18 protein-coding genes are annotated in these 19344 nt (G+C 65.7%); 4 read left to right on the top strand and 14 right to left on the bottom strand.

Going from position 1 to position 19344, the window contains the following annotated elements; translation table 11 throughout:
- Window positions 1-29 precede the first annotated feature (29 nt).
- The 5 genes from V5B60_RS09290 to dksA form a co-directional block, all read right to left on the bottom strand.
- The gene (locus V5B60_RS09290) at window positions 30-1262 is read right to left on the bottom strand and encodes a class I SAM-dependent methyltransferase (protein WP_332346740.1); all 1233 of its coding nucleotides are present in this window, start codon (window positions 1260-1262) and stop codon (window positions 30-32) included.
- An 85-nt stretch (window positions 1263-1347) separates the two neighbouring features.
- Complete coding sequence (locus V5B60_RS09285) at window positions 1348-1764, bottom strand: CreA family protein (protein ID WP_332350495.1); 417 nt, start codon at window positions 1762-1764, stop codon at window positions 1348-1350.
- A 103-nt stretch (window positions 1765-1867) separates the two neighbouring features.
- Window positions 1868-4210 (bottom strand): DNA topoisomerase IV subunit A, encoded by a 2343-nt coding sequence (gene parC, locus V5B60_RS09280; protein ID WP_332346739.1) that lies wholly within the window; start codon window positions 4208-4210, stop codon window positions 1868-1870.
- 25 nt (window positions 4211-4235) lie between these two features.
- Complete coding sequence (locus V5B60_RS09275; protein ID WP_332346738.1) at window positions 4236-6185, bottom strand: DNA topoisomerase IV subunit B; 1950 nt, start codon at window positions 6183-6185, stop codon at window positions 4236-4238.
- A 335-nt stretch (window positions 6186-6520) separates the two neighbouring features.
- Window positions 6521-6946: an RNA polymerase-binding protein DksA gene (dksA, locus tag V5B60_RS09270; protein ID WP_332346737.1), complete on the bottom strand. Its 426-nt coding sequence runs from the start codon at window positions 6944-6946 to the stop codon at window positions 6521-6523.
- A gap of 314 nt (window positions 6947-7260) precedes the next feature.
- Between dksA and V5B60_RS09265 the strand changes: the two genes are divergently transcribed.
- Window positions 7261-8220 carry a pyridoxal-phosphate dependent enzyme gene (locus tag V5B60_RS09265; protein ID WP_332346736.1) on the top strand — a complete coding sequence of 320 codons (960 nt, stop codon included), beginning with the start codon at window positions 7261-7263 and terminating at the stop codon, window positions 8218-8220.
- Window positions 8221-8380: 160 nt separating this feature from the next.
- Here the strand turns inward: V5B60_RS09265 and V5B60_RS09260 are convergent, their stop codons facing one another.
- The 9 genes from V5B60_RS09260 to V5B60_RS09220 all read right to left on the bottom strand — a co-directional run bounded on the left by V5B60_RS09260 (window position 8381) and on the right by V5B60_RS09220 (window position 15690).
- Window positions 8381-9001, bottom strand: coding sequence for a phosphatase PAP2-related protein (locus V5B60_RS09260; RefSeq protein ID WP_332346735.1), 621 nt, complete (start codon window positions 8999-9001; stop codon window positions 8381-8383).
- 3 nt (window positions 9002-9004) lie between these two features.
- Window positions 9005-9733: a hypothetical protein gene (locus tag V5B60_RS09255; protein ID WP_332346734.1), complete on the bottom strand. Its 729-nt coding sequence runs from the start codon at window positions 9731-9733 to the stop codon at window positions 9005-9007.
- Window positions 9734-9770: 37 nt separating this feature from the next.
- The gene (locus V5B60_RS09250; RefSeq protein WP_434735369.1) at window positions 9771-11753 is read right to left on the bottom strand and encodes an acyl CoA:acetate/3-ketoacid CoA transferase; all 1983 of its coding nucleotides are present in this window, start codon (window positions 11751-11753) and stop codon (window positions 9771-9773) included.
- Between the two features lie 244 nt (window positions 11754-11997).
- A complete protein-coding gene (locus V5B60_RS09245) occupies window positions 11998-13119 on the bottom strand; it encodes an alkene reductase (RefSeq protein ID WP_332346732.1) in 1122 nt (373 codons plus the stop codon).
- Between the two features lie 525 nt (window positions 13120-13644).
- Window positions 13645-14079 carry an SH3 domain-containing protein gene (locus V5B60_RS09240; RefSeq protein WP_332346731.1) on the bottom strand — a complete coding sequence of 145 codons (435 nt, stop codon included), beginning with the start codon at window positions 14077-14079 and terminating at the stop codon, window positions 13645-13647.
- 3 nt (window positions 14080-14082) lie between these two features.
- Window positions 14083-14550: a protein-export chaperone SecB gene (gene secB, locus V5B60_RS09235; protein WP_332346730.1), complete on the bottom strand. Its 468-nt coding sequence runs from the start codon at window positions 14548-14550 to the stop codon at window positions 14083-14085.
- A 54-nt stretch (window positions 14551-14604) separates the two neighbouring features.
- Window positions 14605-14880, bottom strand: coding sequence for a glutaredoxin 3 (gene grxC, locus V5B60_RS09230; RefSeq protein ID WP_034937880.1), 276 nt, complete (start codon window positions 14878-14880; stop codon window positions 14605-14607).
- The gene (locus V5B60_RS09225) at window positions 14877-15296 is read right to left on the bottom strand and encodes a rhodanese-like domain-containing protein (RefSeq protein ID WP_332346729.1); all 420 of its coding nucleotides are present in this window, start codon (window positions 15294-15296) and stop codon (window positions 14877-14879) included. The genes grxC and V5B60_RS09225 overlap by 4 nt, the downstream gene beginning before the upstream one ends.
- 85 nt (window positions 15297-15381) lie before the next feature.
- A complete protein-coding gene (locus V5B60_RS09220) occupies window positions 15382-15690 on the bottom strand; it encodes an ArsR/SmtB family transcription factor (protein WP_034937875.1) in 309 nt (102 codons plus the stop codon).
- A 150-nt stretch (window positions 15691-15840) separates the two neighbouring features.
- Between V5B60_RS09220 and V5B60_RS09215 the strand changes: the two genes are divergently transcribed.
- The 3 genes from V5B60_RS09215 to V5B60_RS09205 all read left to right on the top strand — a co-directional run bounded on the left by V5B60_RS09215 (window position 15841) and on the right by V5B60_RS09205 (window position 19341).
- A complete protein-coding gene (locus V5B60_RS09215; protein ID WP_332346728.1) occupies window positions 15841-17340 on the top strand; it encodes a murein hydrolase activator EnvC family protein in 1500 nt (499 codons plus the stop codon).
- A 146-nt stretch (window positions 17341-17486) separates the two neighbouring features.
- Window positions 17487-18899, top strand: a complete 1413-nt coding sequence (locus V5B60_RS09210) for a S41 family peptidase (protein WP_332346727.1) — start codon at window positions 17487-17489, stop codon at window positions 18897-18899.
- 22 nt (window positions 18900-18921) lie between these two features.
- Complete coding sequence (locus V5B60_RS09205) at window positions 18922-19341, top strand: hypothetical protein (protein WP_332346726.1); 420 nt, start codon at window positions 18922-18924, stop codon at window positions 19339-19341.
- The last annotated feature ends 3 nt before the right edge of the window (window positions 19342-19344 follow it).

The raw sequence follows: 19344 nt of genomic DNA, 5'->3' as shown, positions 1-19344 counted from the left end.
ATGTGCTCATCCGGCTGCACGGCAATCCTTCATTCTACACCGCGAGCCGGCAGCAGGGCTCGCAGCGGGCTGGGAAGCGGAGTCTGCTCGAGGCTGCGTTGGGTGAACAGGAAACGACCATCGCAGACGAAACCGAGATCCAACCAGTCGACGGTGTTCAGCGCATCCGCCAATTGCTGCGCGGCAAGCAGCGGATCGTGCGGGAAGATTGCCAGCACAGCCCCATCATAATGCGTACAGGAATGGCAGAAGAAGGGTCGCGGGCTGCGCGTCTTGCCGTTGACATAGACCCGTGGCAACACCGACTGATGATAGCCGCGCCCCCAGTGCCACCAGTTGGACTCGTCGAAGGATCGAATGCGGCGCGTGATCAGGCGTTCCTTGTGCGGCAGCAGGGCGGCTGGCGGCGGTTCGCCTGCTTCACACCACAGCATGCGCCGCGTCCTGCCGCTGCGCACCGTCGACGAGCAGACGAAGTCGCGATTGCCGTACACCTCGCTGGCGTAAATCTCGTCGGCGCCCGAGACCGCGCCAACCTTGACGAAAGCGATGTCGGCCAGGCGCAGGTCGTAATCGCCGCGCGCGAACAGAAGGTGCCCGCCGCTCTCGACGAAATGGCGCTCGTCCCACTGCAGCCGCGCCAGGCCTGCCCGCCCATCGGCAACGCCCTGCGCCGCGTAGCGCGTCCGCCGCGAAAAATTGCCGCGCTCGAAACGCCAGATGGCGCAATTCGGCGTGGCATCGTCGAACAGCCGGGAATCGCCGAGTTCGACGAAATCGGTGATCGTCCCCGCCGCGTACAGCAGGCGGTTGAGTGGCACCGCCGACGTTGCCTTGAGGAAATCGCGCGGGGTGATGAAGACGAGTTCACCACCGGGAGCGAGATGCCGCAAGCACTGCTCGATGAAGAACAGATAGAGGTTCGCACGTCCATCGAGCACGCTGCGCCGAATGAGGCGACGGGTCGCGACGGCGATGTCCTGGTAACGCACGTAGGGCGGATTGCCGATCACCGTGGCGAACGACTGTTCGGCCGGCAGGGCAAAGAAATCCATGACGCGAGCGCCAGGTGGCGCGTGGCGCGGATCGATCTCGATGCCGACGGCGAACGGGAAATGCTGCAGGAAGGCGCCATCGCCGCAGGCGGGCTCGAGGACGCGACCGCGTTTGCGCACCAGCGAGAGCATCAGTTCGACGATCGCTGGCGGCGTGAACACCTGGCCGAGACGGCTGACGTCCAGTTCCGGCTGCGTGGCCACCATCACGGCCTCCGGTGCTGCGTCACCGGCACACTGGGCAACCGTTCGCCAAGGCGTCGCCGACCGCTGGCGGGCCACCGGCGCAGCATCAGCGCCCGCCCCAGGGCATCAACGGCACGGTTGAAATACTGTTCGCCGGCGCGCCGTCGATCAGCTTGCGACTGATCGCGAGATAGATCAGCGTCCGGTTCGCTTCGTCCCACATGCGGACGACGCGCGTTTCCTTGAACAGCACCGACGTATCGCCCGAGAACACCGTCGCCTCCTTCGGCAGCTTGTCCGGCAGGCTGATCGGACCGGTCTGCCGGCAGGCAAGCGAAAACTGCGACGGATCCTCCGCCAGGCCGAGCGAACCGCTGACACCACCGGTTCGCGCCTGGCTGACGTGACAGGTGACACCGGGCACCTTCGGGTCGGGGAAACTCTCCACGCAGACGCGGTGGTTCGCACCGACCAGCTTCCACTCGGTCGTCACGCATCCCACCTGCTCCGCTTGGACGGCCATGGCCGCGACCAGGCAGGCGGTACCGGCGGCAACGACGCGAAAAGGGTTGTTCCTGCTGCGCATTCCTTGCTCTCCTTCATTGCAGGCCGCGGCTGGCCGCAGCTCAACCGGGCCAATGGTCCAGCGTGATGTTCCCCAGTGGCCCGACCGGTGCACCACGACGGGCACGTTGACCGAGGTGCCGGTCCTCCGACGGGAGCGTCTTCGGCCGATTGCGCACGCTTCCCCTGATGGCCAGCCGCGGCCCACGGGTGGCAATCACCGCACGCAGCGATTCTCCTTCACGCAGGCCGATGATCAGGACCCCCTTGCCGCTGGCAAGGCGCTTCATCTGCTCGAGCGGAAAGATCAACAGGCGACCGTCGCCGGACAACGCGCCGAGATGGTCTGCGGCGGCAAGCCGGAGCGGTGGCAGGATGCTGGCACCCTCCTCGACGCTGACGACGGCCTTGCCGGCCTTCTGCCGTGACAGCAGGTCGCCGTAGGTGCAGATGAAACCATAGCCCGAGGTCTTGGCGATCAGGATCGCTTCTTCTGCCTGGCCGGTGAGGACATGCGCAATCCGGCCGCTGCCGAGGTCGACGAACGAAGAGAGCGGCGCGCCCATGCCGCGACCGTCGGGCAGGGCGGCAATCGCCACGGTAAATGCCCGTCCCTCGCTCGAAACGATCACCAGGGAGTCGACCGAGCGGCACTCCAGCGCCGACCCAGCCCGGTCGCCGTCCTTGTAGGCAACACCGGAAAGATCGAGTCCGTGCCCCTGCCGCACACGCGCCCAGCCCTTCTCCGAAATGATCACGGTCACCGCTTCGTCGCTGACTGCAGCCACCTCGGAACGCGACGCCGTCGCTGCCACTTCGATGACCGTCCGCCGCGCGTCACCGTACTTCTCCGTGTCTGCCCTGATCTCGCGCACCACCTGCCGCCGCAGCAGCGCATCGCTGCCCAGAAGTTTCAGCAGGCCCTCGCGCTCACTGCGCAGCCGCTCGAGTTCCTGTTCGATGCGGATCCCCTCGAGGCGGGCGAGCTGCCGCAGGCGGATCTCGAGGATGTCTTCCGCCTGCCGGTCGGAGAGCGCGAAGCGGGCGATCAGCGCCGCCTTCGGATCCTCGGCTTGGCGAATGATCCGGATCACTTCGTCGATGTTGAGGAAGACGATGTGCCGGCCTTCGAGAATGTGGATCCGGTCATCGGCCTTCTGCAGGCGATGACCAGTCCGCCGGCGCACGGTCCGGATACGGAAGGTGCACCATTCGCCGAGCAGCTCGGGCAGCGATTTCTGGCACGGCCGGCCATCGATGCCGACGGCGACGAGGTTGATCGATGCCGAAGTTTCGAGACTGGTATGCGCGAGGAGCAGCGCGACGAACTCGTTGCGGTCGATGCGCGAGCTGCTCGGCTCGAAGACCAGCCGCACGTCGTCGTCCTTGCCCGACTCGTCGCGCGCACGGTCGAGCTGGGATGCCATCAGCGTCTTCAGCTGTGCCGCTGACTGGTCGATGGTCTTCTTGCCCGGCTTCACCTGCGGGTTGATCAATGCGCCGATCTCGGCCAGGACCTTCGCCGACGAGACGCCGGGCGGCAGCTCGCGAACCACCAGTTGCCAGGCCCCGCGTGCCATTTCCTCGAACTCGTAGCGCGCCCGCACGCGCAACGTGCCGCGGCCGCTGCCGTAGGCGGCAGCGATGTCGGCCGGCGAGGAAATGATCTGCCCGCCGCCCGGGTAATCCGGCCCGGGAACGTGCTGCAGCAGTTGCTCGAGCCCGGCCTGCGGCTGTTCGATCAGGTGGATCGCTGCTGCGGCGACCTCGCGCAGGTTGTGCGGCGAAATCTCGGTCGCCATGCCGACGGCGATGCCCGAGGATCCGTTGAGCAGGACGAAGGGTAGCCGGGCCGGCAGACAGGTCGGTTCGTCAAACGAGCCGTCATAGTTCGGCTGGAAATCGACCGTCCCCTCGCCGAGTTCCGCCAGCAGCAACTCGGCGATCGGCGTCAGGCGTGCCTCGGTATAGCGCATCGCTGCCGCATTGTCGCCATCGCGCGAACCGAAGTTGCCCTGCCCGTCGACCAGCGGGTAGCGCAGCATGAAGGGCTGTGCGACACGCACCATGGCATCGTAGGCGGAGGTGTCGCCGTGCGGATGGTACTTGCCGATGACGTCGCCAACGACCCGTGCCGACTTGACCGGCTTCGCCGTCGCCGACAGCCCGAGTTCGCGCATGGCGAAGAGGACACGCCGCTGTACCGGCTTCAGGCCGTCCTTGACATCCGGCAGCGCGCGTCCCTTGACGACCGCCACCGCGTACTCGAGGTAGTCGCGGGCCGCCGATTCGTGCAGCAGGATGCTGTCGTCGTCCGCCGCGGGCGACGCGGGCAGTTGCGGCGGCACTGCCGGCGGCGCCGGTGGCAGGTCGGCGAAGAGGTCGGGGGTCTGGTCTTTCCTCACTTGCGGTTCACTTTCGCTTGTCCGGTCACAGCTCGGCACCGATCAGGGCACCGTTTTCTTCCATCCAGGCGCGCCGGCCCGCCGATTCACCCTTCGCCATCAACATCGTCATCACCGGCCGCGCCGCCTCGCTGCCCGGCATGCCGATGCGCATCAGGCGGCGCGTGTCGGGCGACATCGTCGTCTCCCACAGCTGCTCCGGGTTCATCTCGCCCAACCCCTTGAAACGCGAGATCGCCACCGCTTCACGCTTGACACCCTCGAGGCGCAGACGATCGAGTGACGCTTCGAGCTCCGCATTGTCGAGCGCGTAGATTTTGCGTGGTGGCCGCGCCTTGCCCTGCGCGGGCACATCGAGACGGTACAGCGGTGGCTGCGCGAAGAACAGGTGTCCCAGCGCGACCAGCCGCGGGAAATGGCGATAGAAGAGGGTGCACAGCAGAACGCGGATGTGCGACCCATCGACATCGGCATCGGTCATGATCACGACCTTGCCGTAGCGCAGGTTGAGCAGCACCGAGTCGGGAGCGTTCGCCGGATGCGGGTCGATGCCCAGCGCGACGGCGATGTCGTGCACCTCGCGATTGGCAAACAGGCTGCCCGCCTCGACCTCCCAGGTATTCAGCACCTTGCCGCGCAATGGCAGGATCGCCTGCACCTCCTTGTCGCGCCCCGATTTGGCCGAACCGCCGGCCGAGTCTCCTTCGACGAGAAAGATCTCGTTGCGACTGAGGTCCTCGCTCTGGCAATCCGACAGCTTGCCCGGCAGGATCGCCACCCCCGACTGCTTGCGCTTCTCGACCTTCTGGCCGGCACGCGTGCGTGCCTGCGCCGCCCGGATGGCCAACTCGGTGATCCGTTTGGCCGCCTCGGGGTGCTCGTTCAGCCACAGTTCGAGGCTGTCGCGCACCATGCGCGCCACCAGCGCCACGGCATCGCGCGAGTTCAGTCGTTCCTTCGTCTGCCCCTGGAACGAAGGATCGAGCATGCGTACCGCGAGCACGAAACTGGCACGCGAGAAGACATCCTCGGCGGCGAGCTTGACGCCCTTGGGCAGCAGCGCATGGTGCTCGGCGAAACTGCGGATGGCATCGAGCGTCGCCTGCCGCAGGCCGGCTTCATGCGTGCCGCCGGCAGGGGTCGGAATCAGATTGACGTAGGATTCGCGCGCCAGGCCACCCTCGGCCGTCCAGCAGACGGCCCAGGCGGCACCCGCGCCGACAGGGAAGTTCTCGTCGCCGCGGACAGCATACTTCTCGCTGCTGAACACCGGGGCCACGGGCTCGCCGTCCAGTTGCTCGGCGAGGTACTGCACCATGCCGTTGGCGAAACACCACTCGCTGGTCGCGCCATCCTCGACCGTCAGCACCACCTGCAGGCCCGGCAGCAACAGCGCCTTGCTGCGCAGCAGACGTTCGAGCTGTGGCGGCGGGATGACCGGTGAATCGAAGAAGGCGGGGTCCGGCCACGCGCGCACGCGCGTGCCGCTCATCCTTTTCGGTGCGTCGCCAACCCGGTGCAGCGGCTCGATCACAGCCCCGCCGGAAAAAGCCATCTGATGCCGTGCCCCGTCACGCACGACCTCGACCTCGAGGCGGGTCGAAAGCGCATTGGTCACCGACACGCCAACTCCGTGCAAACCGCCGGAGAAACGGTAGGCAGAAGCCCCGTCGTCCTTGTTGAACTTGCCGCCGGCATGCAGCCGGGTAAACACGACCTCGACGGTCGGCACCTTCTCGAGCGGATGCATCTCGATCGGAATGCCGCGGCCATCGTCCTGCACGCTCACCGAGTGGTCGCGGTGCAGCGTGACGCCGATTCGCCGGCAATGGCCGCCGAGTGCCTCGTCGGCGGCGTTGTCGATCACTTCCTGGATGATGTGCAACGGGCAATCGGTCCGCGTGTACATTCCCGGCCGATGGCGTACGGGCTCAAGGCCCTTGAGGACGGCAATCGATTCTGCAGTGTAGGTCATGATGCTGAAGTGTCCGGAGGTACTGGCCATCGCGCCGCCAGGATGCGGTGCTCCTGGCGGGACTCCGGCAAGCGGTCTGTCAGCGCCAGCGGCGGCCGGGTTCCGGCCGTGTCGGGGGCATCGACCGTTGCTGCGGCCGGCGAGGCTCACTGCAACCCGCCTTGCCCGCGACACGCCGCCCGCTGGCTCTGTTCCCGGCGTCGGACGGCATCCCGCAGCGCAAACCCTGCGGCAACCCACGGCGTCTGCTCGACCGCCGGGACTGCCGCAGGCCCCGCTCCGCGGGCACCCGCGCGAAGCCGTTTCGCCGACTGGCGCTCTCTGTCTTGCGGAGGCTACTTGGCGATCTGCTTCTCGCGCACTTCCTCCAGTGTCTTGCAGTCGATGCAGAGCGTCGCCGTCGGGCGTGCCTCGAGCCGCTTGATGCCGATCTCGACGCCACAGGCGGCGCAATAACCGTAATCCCCACTGTCAATGCGCTGGATGGTCTCCTCGATCTTCTTGATCAGCTTGCGCTCGCGGTCGCGGTTGCGCAGTTCGATCGCGATGTCGGTTTCCTGGCTGGCTCGGTCGTTCGGATCGGCAAACACCGTCGCCTCATCCTGCATGGTATGCACCGTCCGCTCGATGTCATCCATCAATTGCAGCTTGACGGCCTCCAGGATGTCACGAAAGTGCGCCAGCTGATCGCTGTTCATGTACTCCTCGCCAGCGTGCTGTACGTAGGGAGTGAAATGCCTCTGGAGCAATTCTTCAGCCATGTTCGAAGACCCCGTTCCCCGGTTGAAAAAAAGACGACTTGATATCAGAAAGCGAGTGCGCTTGCAAGCCGGCGTCGCTCGCTCGCTCACTCGCCCCACACACCCCCTGGCCCTCGCCGCCCCCGGCGACGCAGCTGCGTCGTTCCGAGCGTGCCGCCGGAGCGTACTCCAGGCCCATTCCTCGGCGATAATCGGTCGCATCGGCAGCCGCGCGGAAGCTCACCAGACGGCTGTCAAGCGCCCACAGCGACTTGGCTGCGGCGCCACACGTGTCGCCACCGGCCGCCGGCGGGCGCACCCTGCGAGCGAAGACGATGCCCTTGCACATCGAAACGCCATTGATCGAATCGCGCTCCCTCGGACTGGCGAGCCAACGTTCGGTGTGGCTCAAGCTGGAAGCCCTGCAGCCGCCGGGCTCGTTCAAGATTCGCGGCATTGGTGCCGCCTGTGAGGAGCACCGGCGCGCCGGTGCACGCCGCTTTGTGTCCTCTTCGGGCGGCAATGCCGGTCTCGCGGTGGCCTACGCCGGTCGGAAGCTCTCGCTGCCGGTCACCGTCGTCGTCCCGCAGAGCACTTCCCCCCGGGCGCGCGAGCTGCTGCGACGGGAAGGGGCCGAGGTCATCGTGCATGGTCCCTCCTGGCAAGAGGCGAACAGCCTGGCGCTGTCCTTGCTGGCGGCGGGTGACGCCTTCATCCACCCGTTTGACGACCCGCTGCTCTGGCAAGGCCATGCCACCCTGGTCGACGAGATTGCCCGCTCCGGGCTGCTGCCGGACGCCATCGTGCTGGCGGTCGGCGGTGGCGGCCTGCTCGCCGGCGTGATCGAAGGGCTGCGCCGAAACGGTCTCGGCGACATTCCGGTGATTGCCGTCGAAACGGCCGGTGCCGACTCCCTGCATCGCTCGCTGCGCGCCGGCAGAATCGTCGCGCTCGCGGAAATCAGCAGTGTCGCCACCTCGCTCGGGGCCAAACGCGTCTGCGAACAGGCGTTCACGTGCTCGCTGGCGCACCCGGTAGACAGCGTCGTCGTCTCCGATGCTGCGGCGCTCAACGCCTGCGAGCGCTTCCTTGGCGACCATCGACTGCTCGTGGAGCCCGCCTGCGGTGCCACTCTGGCCTTGGCCTACGAGCGATCGCCGGCGCTCACCGGCCATTCGCGCGTGCTCTTCATCGTCTGTGGCGGTGCGACGGCAAGCCTCGCCGACATCCGTGCCTGGTCACGCCGGCTTCGCCGGAGCGGCGGCGAACCGCGGCGACAAACCGACCTGCCCTAGCAGCCTGTCGGACTTGATGGGTCGAAGCGAAAAAAGTGGGAGACGAGCGCAGTTTTTCACGGATTTCAAGCGAATAGTGGTTCTATTCGTGCAGAAATACGGGGAGAAATGAGCCGTCTTCCCACTTCTTGCAGCCGACTTGGTCAAGTCCGACAGGCTGCTAGGCAGGCCAGAAGGCGACGCCGATCAGCAGCGCGGCAAACAGCCCGCCCAGCACGTCGAGGGTCCAGTGCGCCCGCAGGAGGATGACGAGCACCATCTGCAGGATGGCGAGCAGAGCCGCGAGGACGGTCAGCGCGGAGATACCGAGAGTCGCGACCTGCATGGCGCCGTACACGGCGAGCGCGGTGTGTCCCGAGAAGAAGAAATCGTTGCCTACGGAATAGGTCACGAAGAGCGAGGGAAAGCCCGGGTCACGCCAGATGATGCCAGCCGGCGCCGGCAGGGCGACCAGCGCCTGGCTCAACTGGCGCAGGGCAAACAGGCTGAGCAGACCAAGGAACGGGCTGAAGCTCGGCCCGATCAGGGCGTAGGCGAGCACGAACAGGGTGACGACATCGATCGCAAGCGAGCTGCCGATCAGCACTGCCCGCGCAGCGCCCGGATGCTCATGCAGCCAGGCGTTGCCACTGGCCGTCAGCCGGTGCAGATGATCGTACATCACGCCGTCGGCGAGACGGCGTTCACCGATCAGGCGCTGCGTCACGAACCAGCCGACAAGACCGCCGACGACGGCGAGCAGCCGCCAGGCAACGACATCCCAGGCCGCCAGCTGCGGCATCGCTCAGGCGGCTCCACTCGGGGCGTCGAGGCGCTCGGGTTCAACCCGCCGCGCCGGTATCCCGGCCCAGGTTTCGCCAGCCGGAATGAGTGTGTTGGGGAGGACGAACGAACCGGCAAGAACCTTGGCCCTCTCGCCGACCTCGACACCGCCCATGACGATCGCACGCAGGCCGATGGTCGCACCGGCCGCGATCCGGACTGGAGCAATCACCAAATAGCCGCCCTGTGCATAGTGCGCCATGATGCTGGCCGAACCGCCGATCGTCACCCCGTCCCCCATCTCGAGCAGCGATGGATCGGCGAGGGCAGTCGAATTGATCGTCACGTTGCGCCCGATGCGCATCCCCATCAGCCGATAATAGAGTTGGGCAAAGGGTGACGGCGTCACGAATTCGAGAAAGGAATAGCGGACCACGAGCGTCAGCGTGCAGTGTACATACCAGCGCAGGGCGGTCAGCGACACCGCCGAGCCACGGTACGGCCGCAGGCGCCCACCGAGCACGAGGTTCAACAGCGGCGCGACGCAGAGCAGGGTCAGGCCGTAAACAAAGTAGCAGACAGCCAGCAGCAAACCGGTCAGAGCGTAACGCCAGACCGCGTTGCTGACCGCGAGCAGGCCCACGGATAGCGTGTCGAACAGCCAGACGGCCACCGCCAGAGACAGACCTGCGGCGACGATCGCCAGGCCGATGAAGGGCAACGGGCCGATGAGCGCGAGCAGTCTTTGCATGCTTCTCCTCCGGACGGCGGCTGGCAGGCCTGGTCGTTCAGCGACGCCCGAGCTCTGCCTCTGCTTCGGCAGCAGTGCCGAAGCTGCGCGCAGCGATCTGCCGCTTCTCGAGGGCCTCGCGCAACCGGGCACGCAGGAAGGTGTTCGAGGTGAAGCGCGTCACATCGTGATAGCAGGTCTCCATGAGGCCCTTGACCATCTCGATGTACTCGTCGACCAGTTCGGGCAGGATCGAGAATCGGTCGTAGTTGACCACGGCATTCACGCGCCGGCCGACCGGCGCCAGCCGCTCGATGACCGCCCGGCGCACCGCCTCGATGTCGGCCGGGCTACGGATGTCGAGCCCCTCGAAGTTTATGAACAGGATGTTCTTCGCCGCATCGTAGGAAAGGCGCTCGGCGAGCGGCAGCGCCAGCAGCTGCGAACGCAGCTTCATCGGTTCGTCGCGGAAGATCCGCGGGTCCATCAGAAGCGGCGCCGAGTGCATCACCGGAACGAAGTCCATCCGGTCGAGAACGTCGCGTTGCAGGTCGACACCCGGCGCGATCTCGACCAGCTCGAGTCCCTCCGAACAGAGGCGGAAGACGCACCGTTCGGTGATGTAGAGCACCGTCAGGCCTCGTCGCTGCGCTTCGCGGCCGCTGAAGGTCCTGTGCTCGACCTCGTTGACGAACTTCCTGGCCTGGCCATCGCGCAGGATGCGCAGGCGGCCCTCCTCGACCGTCACCTCGAGCTGGCCGGCAGTGAAGGTGCCGACGAAGACCACCTTCCTGGCGTTCTGCGAGATGTTGATGAAACCACCGGCGCCAGCCAGACGCGGGCCGAAGCGGGAGACATTCAGATTGCCCTGGCGATCCGCCTGGGCGAGACCGAGAAAGGCCAGGTCAAGACCGCCGCCGTCATAGAAATCGAACTGACTCGGCTGATCGATGATCGCCTGCGCGTTGGTCGCCGCACCGAAGTTGAGCCCGCCCGCAGGGATTCCGCCAATCACTCCGGGTTCGGCGGTCATCGTCACCAGGTCGGAGATCTTCTCCTCTGCGGCAACGCTCGCGATACCTTCGGGCATGCCGATCCCGAGGTTGACCACCGCGTTGGCCTGCAGCTCGAACGCCGCGCGGCGGACGATGATCTTGCGTTCGCTCATCGGCATCGGCTGGATCGCCGACAGCGGTACGCGGATCTCACCGGCAAATGCCGCGCTGTACTGTTCGCCGAAGGTCTGCATGTGGTATTCCGGCTTCTCGGCAACCACGACACAGTCCACCAGTACCCCCGGGATCTTCACTTGCCGCGGATTGAGCGTGCCACGCTCGGCGATGCGCTCGACCTGGACGATGACCACACCACCCGAGTTTCGCGCCGCCATCGCGATCGCCTGTGCTTCCAGCGTCAGCGCTTCCCGCTCCATCGTCACGTTGCCGTCCGCGTCGGCAGTGGTGCCGCGGATGATTCCGACATGAATCGGAAAGGCCTTGTAGAACAGGTACTCCTCGCCGTCGATCGGCAGCACGCGGACGAGTTCCTCCCTGGTCGAAGCGTTCAACCTGCCACCGCCAAACCGTGGATCGACGAAGGTGCCGAGCCCGACACGGGTGATCGTCCCCGGCTTGCCTGCCGCGATGTCGCGAAACAGGTGCGCGATCACCCCCTGCGGCAGGTTGTAGGCCTGGACGCGGTCGGCCACCGCCAGCGCCTGCAGCTTCGGCACGAGTCCCCAGTGACCACCGATCACTCGTGCGAGCATCCCGTCGTGGCCGAAATGGTTGAGCCCGCGCGCCCTGCCGTCGCCCTGCCCTGCGGCATACACCAGGGTCAGGTTGCGCGGTCTGCCAAGGCCCTCGGGGTCGCTGCGCTGACTGGCGAGAAAACGCTCCTCGAGCGCGATGGCGATGTTCTCGGCAAAGCCGATGCCGACGAAGCCGCTGGTGGCGATCGTATCGCCGTCACGAATCAGGCGCACCGCTTCGCCGGCCGAGACGATCTTGCCGGTATCCGATGCACGCAACGAAGAGGCCATGGGATGGGAGGATAGGGGCAAGGTCTGTCTCCTGAGGTGATCGGCTACCGGGTCAGGGCGGGGACTGGCGTCCGCTAGCCCACGCCCGGTAGTATAAGGCGATCCACGCGGCCATCGTCGGACCGGGAGGTCATCGCGACCGCGCACCCGCATCGTCGACTCAAGCGCCCGTGCTCAGCCACGACAACGACCGATTCAACGCTACCTGAAGAGCGCCGGCCAGTGAACCAGCGGGCGTCGGGTCTCAGGCTTCGGCAACCGCCTCCTCAGCGAGTGAGGGATAGTCGATGTAGCCGCTTTCGCCCCCCTTGTAGATCGTCTTCGCATTGTAGGCGGCAAGGGGCGCGCCGATCCGCAGACGGTCGACGAGATCCGGGTTGGCGATGAAGTGCTTGCCGAAGGCGACCAGATCGGCGTTGTCCGAGGACAATGCAGCTTCGGCGCGCTGGCGGTCGAATCCGCCGCAGAGGATGATGCTACCCCCGTAACATGCTCGCAGGTGCTGCAGCAATTCGCTGGCGGGATCGTGAATCCAGCTCGCGGACTGGTCATACACGTGCAGGTAGCCGACCCGCATGCGAGCGAGCTGGTACGCCAGTTGGCCATAGGTGAACAGCGGCGCCGGATCGGGCTGCATCTCGTGTGCGACCCCCAGCGGCGAGATGCGGACGCCGACGCGCTCGCTGCCGACCACCGAGGCAACCGCCGCCACCGTCTCGAGCAGGAAGCGCCAGCGTCTTCCTGTCGTACCGCCATATTCGTCGCTGCGATCGTTGATGTAGGGACAACGGAACTGATCGAAGAGATAACCATTGGCGGCATGGATCTCGACCCCGTCGAAGCCGGCTGCCAGGCTGTTCGCTGCGGCCCGTGAAAAGTCGGCGACCACCTCGCGGACTTCGTGGGTGCGCAACGCACGCGGCGGATGGCAAGGAACCAGAACCGGCTCGTGGCCGCCTGCGAGGACCGGCACCCGGTCGGCGCTCAAGCCGATGGTGCTCGGTCCGACGGGTGGCGAACCATCAGCCCGCAGGCTGCAGTGGCCGACACGCCCGACATGCCACAACTGCAGGTAGATGCGCCCAGCCGCTCGGTGCACCGCGCGCGTGACGTTGCGCCAGGCGACAATCTGTGCCGGCGTGTAGATCCCCGGAGTGCGCGCGCAACCGCGGGCCTGCGGCGAGACCGGAGTCCCCTCGGCAACGATCAGCCCCGCCGACGCCCGCTGGGCGTAATACAGGGCGCTCATCGCGGTCGGCGCGAGTTGTGTGTCACTGGCACGGTTGCGGTTCATCGGTGCCATGACGATACGATTGGCCAGGCGCAGCCCGGCGAGCGTATGGCAAGAAAATAGACTGTTGTGCATGTTCGTGCATACCTCCGTTGAAACAAAAAGCGCACGGATTGGGCAAGCACGTTTCATGCCCGCTTGCCGCAGACACCTGTGCGCGCTGGTCGATCGACACCGAGCAGACGGTCGGCACAGCATCGCAGGCCCACATTGCGGTTCGATGGCGCAACCGGGCCTCGACCGGCCCGTACCGAGGATGACCCAGGGTGTGGCCGCGCGGTCAACGGGAAACGGGTGAATAGTGGCGCGTGGCAGGCGCAGCACCGAAGACCGCCCTTGTCCCGCGAATCGGGCACCGTTGGTGCCGCCGGGTGCGGCGCACGCGCAGGAAATGGACCGTCGGTGAAGACAGACGCGACCGCAGGAACGGCATGTTCCTCGGCGGGCAATGCGTTTCGTCAAACTGGGATCGCAGGCCGCGCGAGGCCGAGACGCAGACTCGGCGCGCGAGCACCAACGGCCAGCGGCAGGGAACAAAGCGCGGCAATCGCGACCAGCCGACCATCGGCTCGACCAGCCACAATGCGACGGACCGTCAGCTCACAGGCCCCACACCTGGTTGGCGCGCACGAAGCCCGTTTCGCCGTCGCGATGACGCACCTTGACCCAACCACCCGGGGCGGTCTCGAGAAAGTTCAGCGACACATTTCTGGCCGCCTCAAAGGCGATGGGTGCCGACTCCTCGGGACTCAGCCGGATCTGGGCGCGCGGCGTGGTGACGATGACAGTCCGCCGCTTGACGAGGTGCTTTGCCTCGATCCAGGCCAGCCCGCCATCGGCATCACGGACCTTCGACCATCCTTCAAGGTTGACCACGAGTTCGACCGGGGTCCCGCGCCGGATGACGAACGACTTGCCCCCCCTCTGCGACGGCGCGTCATAAAGGACGGTCGGCACGTCGACGGTGCGATACTCGATGGCCAACGATGGGGCCGCCAGACCAACCGCAAGCAACGCGCCGAGCAAACGCGGCATCGCTCAGGCCGTTGCCTCGCCGGCCGCACTGCCGGCTGCTGCCTGCTGCTGTTGCAGGCGAGACATGTAGAGCGCTTCGAAGTTCACCGGCTGCAGCATCACGGGCGCGAAGCCCGCACGAGTGACGGCATCGGACACCGCCTCGCGCGCGTACGGGAAGAGGATGTTGGGACAGGCGATCGACAGCAGCGGATCCATGTTCTCGCTTGGCACGTTCTGCACGCGAAAGATGCCCGCCTGCCCGACCTCGACGAGGAATACGGTTTTCTCCCCGATCTTGGAGGTCACGGTGGTGGTCAGCGTGACCTCGAAGATTCCTTCGCCGATACCCTGCGCATTGCTCTGCAACTGGATGCTGACTTGGGGTGACTCGCGCTCGAGAAAAATCTGGGGCGCATTGGGCACCTCCAGCGAAAAATCCTTGATATAGATCTTCTCGATTGCAAATACGGGGTTTTCTTGTTCGCTCATGGTAGCTTTCGGCCAAGGGTGGGAAAAGGATCAACGAAACCCGGCAAGCAGGGCTCAGGCACTCTCGCCGGCGAGGAGTGGCAGCAGCTTGCCGGAACGATCGAGTGCAACCAAGTCGTCGGCACCGCCAACGTGGGTCGCTCCAATGAAGATCTGCGGCACCGTGCGTCGGCCAGTCCGTACCTGCATTTCGCTGCGCCGTTCGGGATCGAGATCGATCCGCACCTTTTCGATCTCGGCGACGCCCCGGGCGCGGAGGAGTTGTTCGGCGCGGATGCAGTAGGGGCAGACCGCCGTCGAGTACATCAGCACCGGCACCCGAACGCTCATCGACGCGCCCCCTTCTTCAGCGGCAGCCCGGCCTCGCCCCACGCGGCGATACCCCCTTCCAGATTGTGCACGCGTACGAAGCCCAGTTTGGCAAGCGTCCCGCAGGCCACCTGCGACCGCGCTCCGGACTGGCAGACGAGAATCAGCGGCTTCTCCTTGAACTGCTCGAGTTCGCCAGCACGCTCCGCCAACGAAGCCGCCGGAATGTTGCGCGAGTCGACGAGATGCCCCGCGATGTACTCATTTTGGTCGCGGATGTCGATCACTTGGGCGCTCTCACGGTTGATCAGCATCGTCGCCTCACTCGCCGTGACCGCTTTCGCTCCGCCCGGGCGGCGGAAGGTCAGCACCAGCAACATGCCGCCGCTGACTATCGCGATGGCAATGAGAAAGATGTTTTGTTGTACGAATTCCAACACAGGCTCCAGATACCGATGGCGACCACCAGACGCGACTGGCGCTGGCAGGAGAGTGGCTTGAAGCGGGGGACCAAGCTGCCGCCTAGCCGCCGCAGAACACCTCGCGCATCATGCCGATGAGCTGCAATGTCCGCTCATCGCCGACCCGATAAAAGACACGGTGTGCCTCCTTGCGGGCAAGCAAAATACCTTTTTCGCGCAAAATCGCGAGATGCTGCGAGATGTTGCTCTGCGAGGTGCCAACCGCCTCGACGATCTCCTGCACGCATGCCTCCTGGTCCCCGATCACGCACAGGATCTTCAGACGCAACGGGTGCGAGATCGATTTCAGCGCGCGTGCCGCTTGCTCGATGTGCTCCTGCTTGTCGATCAGACTGGTCTTGATGGGCACGTCTCGCCAGCATCGCCGTTTATCATATAATCGCGCATTATAAAAGAAAAGCCTGATCTACGGAGTGCTCCGCTTTTCAGCGGCTTGCGGCTCCTCGCGCCGGCGCTCGGGCACAGCCTTCTCACGCTCCTGCAGGACCGTCTTCGTTCATTGGCGAGCATCAGACAGACCCACGAGCGCTTCTCGCGCACCACCGACGAAGCTTTCGGGCGCGAACACGGCGGCGCGATCGTCACCTCGAGCGGCAGTCGGCAAGCGAGAGCGGAGCGGAACAGCCCAGCGACGACGGCGAGGACCGAAGCGCCCACCGCCTTCGCAGCCTCGAACTGGCGCTGCCTGGGCCTTCTCGCCCTGCTGCTCGGCGCTCTGCAGCCGGCAGCGATGGCCGGCAGCCGTCAGACGGCGGCCAGCGTGGACACGGCGTCCGCTGGCGAGGTGGCCGAAAAGCAAGGCAATCTGAAGTCGCTGCGCAGCCAGATCGAAGCGCTTCGCCGGCAGATGAGCGCCGCCGAAGGCTCGCGCAGGGACGCCGTCGATCAGTTGCAGGAAGCGGAGCGCGCCATCTCGGCTACCCAACGCCAACTGCACGAAACGGGGACCGAGACCGAGAGACTGCGGACTCGCCTCAACGAACTGGAAAGGCAGGCGGGTGATCTCGGCCGGGTCCTCAACGCCCAGCAGGAGCAACTGGCACGCCTCCTGCACCGACAGTACCTGCGGGGCAATCCCGATCCAGTGCGCATGTTCCTCAACGGCGATGACCCGAACCAGCTGGCACGCGACCTCTACTATCTGGAGATGATCGGCCGCGCACGGCGCGAGATCCTGCGCGAAATCGAGGCGAACTTGCAGCGCCAGCAGGCGCTCGCCCGCGACACCCGCCAACAGGCCGAGCTGCTCGCCACCAGCGAGGCCCGGCAGCGCGAGGAGCATGCCCGGCTGATTGCCCAGCGACAGCAGCGACAACTGGCTCTTTCCAAGGTTTCGGAGCAGATCGCCGCGCAGCGGCGTGAGATCGGCACCCTGCAGCGCGATGAGAGGCGCTTGGCTGAACTCGTCGACCGGCTGGCGCGAATCCTTGCCGCGCAGGCGAGCGACGCCCGCCGTGAAACGCAGCGGCGCGAGCCGGCAAGACCTCCCGAAGCCCGCGAACCGGCATCGCCGGCGGAAGCCGCTGCCGGCGACGCGCGCGCGGTGTCGCCACCGGCGGCAAGTCGTGCTGACGAAGCGGCGTCGACGACTGGCGCCGCTGGCCTGGCACGGTTGAAGGGACAGCTGCGCCTGCCGACGCGAGGATCCGTCAGCAATCGCTTTGGCACCACGCGACAGGAGGGAAGCAACTGGAAGGGCCTTTTCATCCTGGCCAGCACTGGCAGTGAGGTCCGCAGCATCGCCGCCGGCAAGGTCGTCTTCGCAGAATGGATGCGCGGCTTCGGCAACCTGATCATCGTCGATCATGGCGGCGGCTACCTGTCGATCTATGCCAACAACGAGTCGCTGTTGAAGAACGTCGGCGAGGAAGCGCGCTTGGGCGAGGTGATCGCGACCGTCGGCAACAGCGGTGGCAATCCGGAATCCGGTTTATACTTCGAGCTGCGCCATCAGGGCAGACCGCTCGATCCGATGGCCTGGGTCGGCGCCAGGCACTGAAGGCCTGTTGACAACCCGTCGCCAGCGGGCCCGGACGACGGGCATGAGCGAGCAGGAGCCCCTGTGCATCAGCCAGCGCGCTTGAGCACCGTTTCTGCTCACCCATCGGCGACGCACACGAAATGATGCGCACTGGAGTGAGACGAATGGGCAAGTTGAGACAGGCCGGATTGGTCGGCGCAGGGTTGCTGGGCGGCGTGCTGATCAGCCTGCAGTTTTCGGCGATCGCTGACAAGGAAACGCGCGCCAGCCTGCCCATCGAGGAACTGCGCACCTTCGCTGAAGTCTTCAACGCCATCAAGAGCGGCTACGTCGAACCGGTCGAGGACAAGAAGCTGATCACGCACGCCATCAGCGGCATGCTCTCCAACCTCGATCCCCACTCGAGCTACCTTGACGCCGACGCGTTCAAGGATCTGCAGGTCGGAACGCAGGGCGAGTTTGGCGGCATCGGCATCGAGGTGGGCATGGAAGACGGCCTCGTCAAGGTCGTCTCGCCGATCGAAGACACGCCAGCGTACCGGGCGGGTATCAAGACCGGCGACCTGATCTTCAAGATCGACGACACCCTCGTCAAGGGACTGACGCTGACGGAAGCCGTCAAACGCATGCGTGGCAAACCGAAGTCGCAGATCAGGCTGTCCATCGTCCGCAAGGGGGAGGCAAAACCGATCAATGTCACCCTGACCCGTGAAGTGATCAAGGTGCAGAGCGTCAAGTCGAAACTGGTCGAGGACGGTTACGGCTACCTGCGCATCACTTCGTTCCAGGAGAACACGGGCGCGGCGGTGGTCAAGCACCTCAACGACCTCTTCCGGAATGGGCCACTGAAGGGTCTGGTACTCGACCTGCGCAACGACCCCGGCGGCCTGCTCAACAGTGCCGTCGGAGTTTCCGCGGCCTTCCTGCCGCCGGAAACTCTGGTCACCTCGACCGACGGCCGCGCACCCGATGCCAAGCACCGGTACGCGACCTCGCCGAGCGACTACCTGCGTGGCAGCCGGGACGATTACATCCGGAACCTGCCGCCGGAGGCACGTAGCGTGCCGATGGTGGTACTGGTCAATGGCGGCTCGGCATCGGCATCCGAGATCGTTGCCGGCGCATTGCAGGACCACAAGCGCGCCGTCATCCTGGGCACCACCACCTTCGGCAAGGGATCCGTACAGACCGTCCTGCCGCTGCCGGGAAACACGGCGATCAAGCTGACGACCGCGCGCTATTACACGCCCTCCGGTCGCTCGATCCAGGCCAAGGGAATCGTTCCGGACATCGTCGTCGAGGAAAGCGCCAACGGCACCTCGGCCGAGCGCTTGCGCGAAGCCAACCTCGAGCATCATCTCGACAACGACAAGGAAGGCGGTACGCCGGCCAAGGAAGCTCCGGCCAAGCCCGCCAAGCCGGCACCGGCGAAGCCGAAGAGCAGCGCGCCGAAGGAGGATGCGGACGAGGCTGTCGAGATGCCGCCGAGCCGGGAACTGGCGTCGAAGAAGGACTACCAGCTCAACCAGGCACTCAATCTGCTCAAGGGTATGCAGATCATGAAGACGGCGCGCTGAATCGTGCCTGTGGATGGCGAAGGTGAAACGACCGGCTGCGCCAGCCCCACCACCGATCCGCAAGCAGCGGACCATCGTGTTCGCGCGGCTACCCCCCGGGCAGATCCCCGAGGCTGCCGCCTACCTCGGCAGCCTCGAACAGTTGCTCGTCGAGCCGCACGAGCAGCAGCGCGAGATCGCCGTCGCCTATGACCTGCGGCAACACTCGCTGCAGGAACTCGAGACGTCTTTGGAAGAGCGCGGCCACCACCTCGACAACACCCTGCTGAGCAAGATGGTGCGGGCACTGATCCACTACGTCGAGGAAACCCAGTTGCACAATCTGCAGACCCCGGCACGGCCGCTGAAGCGCTCGCAGTCCCAGGCCTATACCCATGCCTGGGAGCGCCACCCACACGGTGACCACGACGATACGCCGCCGGAGTGGCGAGAGTACAAGTAGCTC

The sequence above is a fragment of the Accumulibacter sp. genome (assembly GCF_036625195.1).
Classification (GTDB): Bacteria; Pseudomonadota; Gammaproteobacteria; order Burkholderiales; family Rhodocyclaceae; genus Accumulibacter.
Note: the sequence above shows the minus strand (reverse complement) of the source record. Positions and strands in the feature narration are given on the sequence as shown.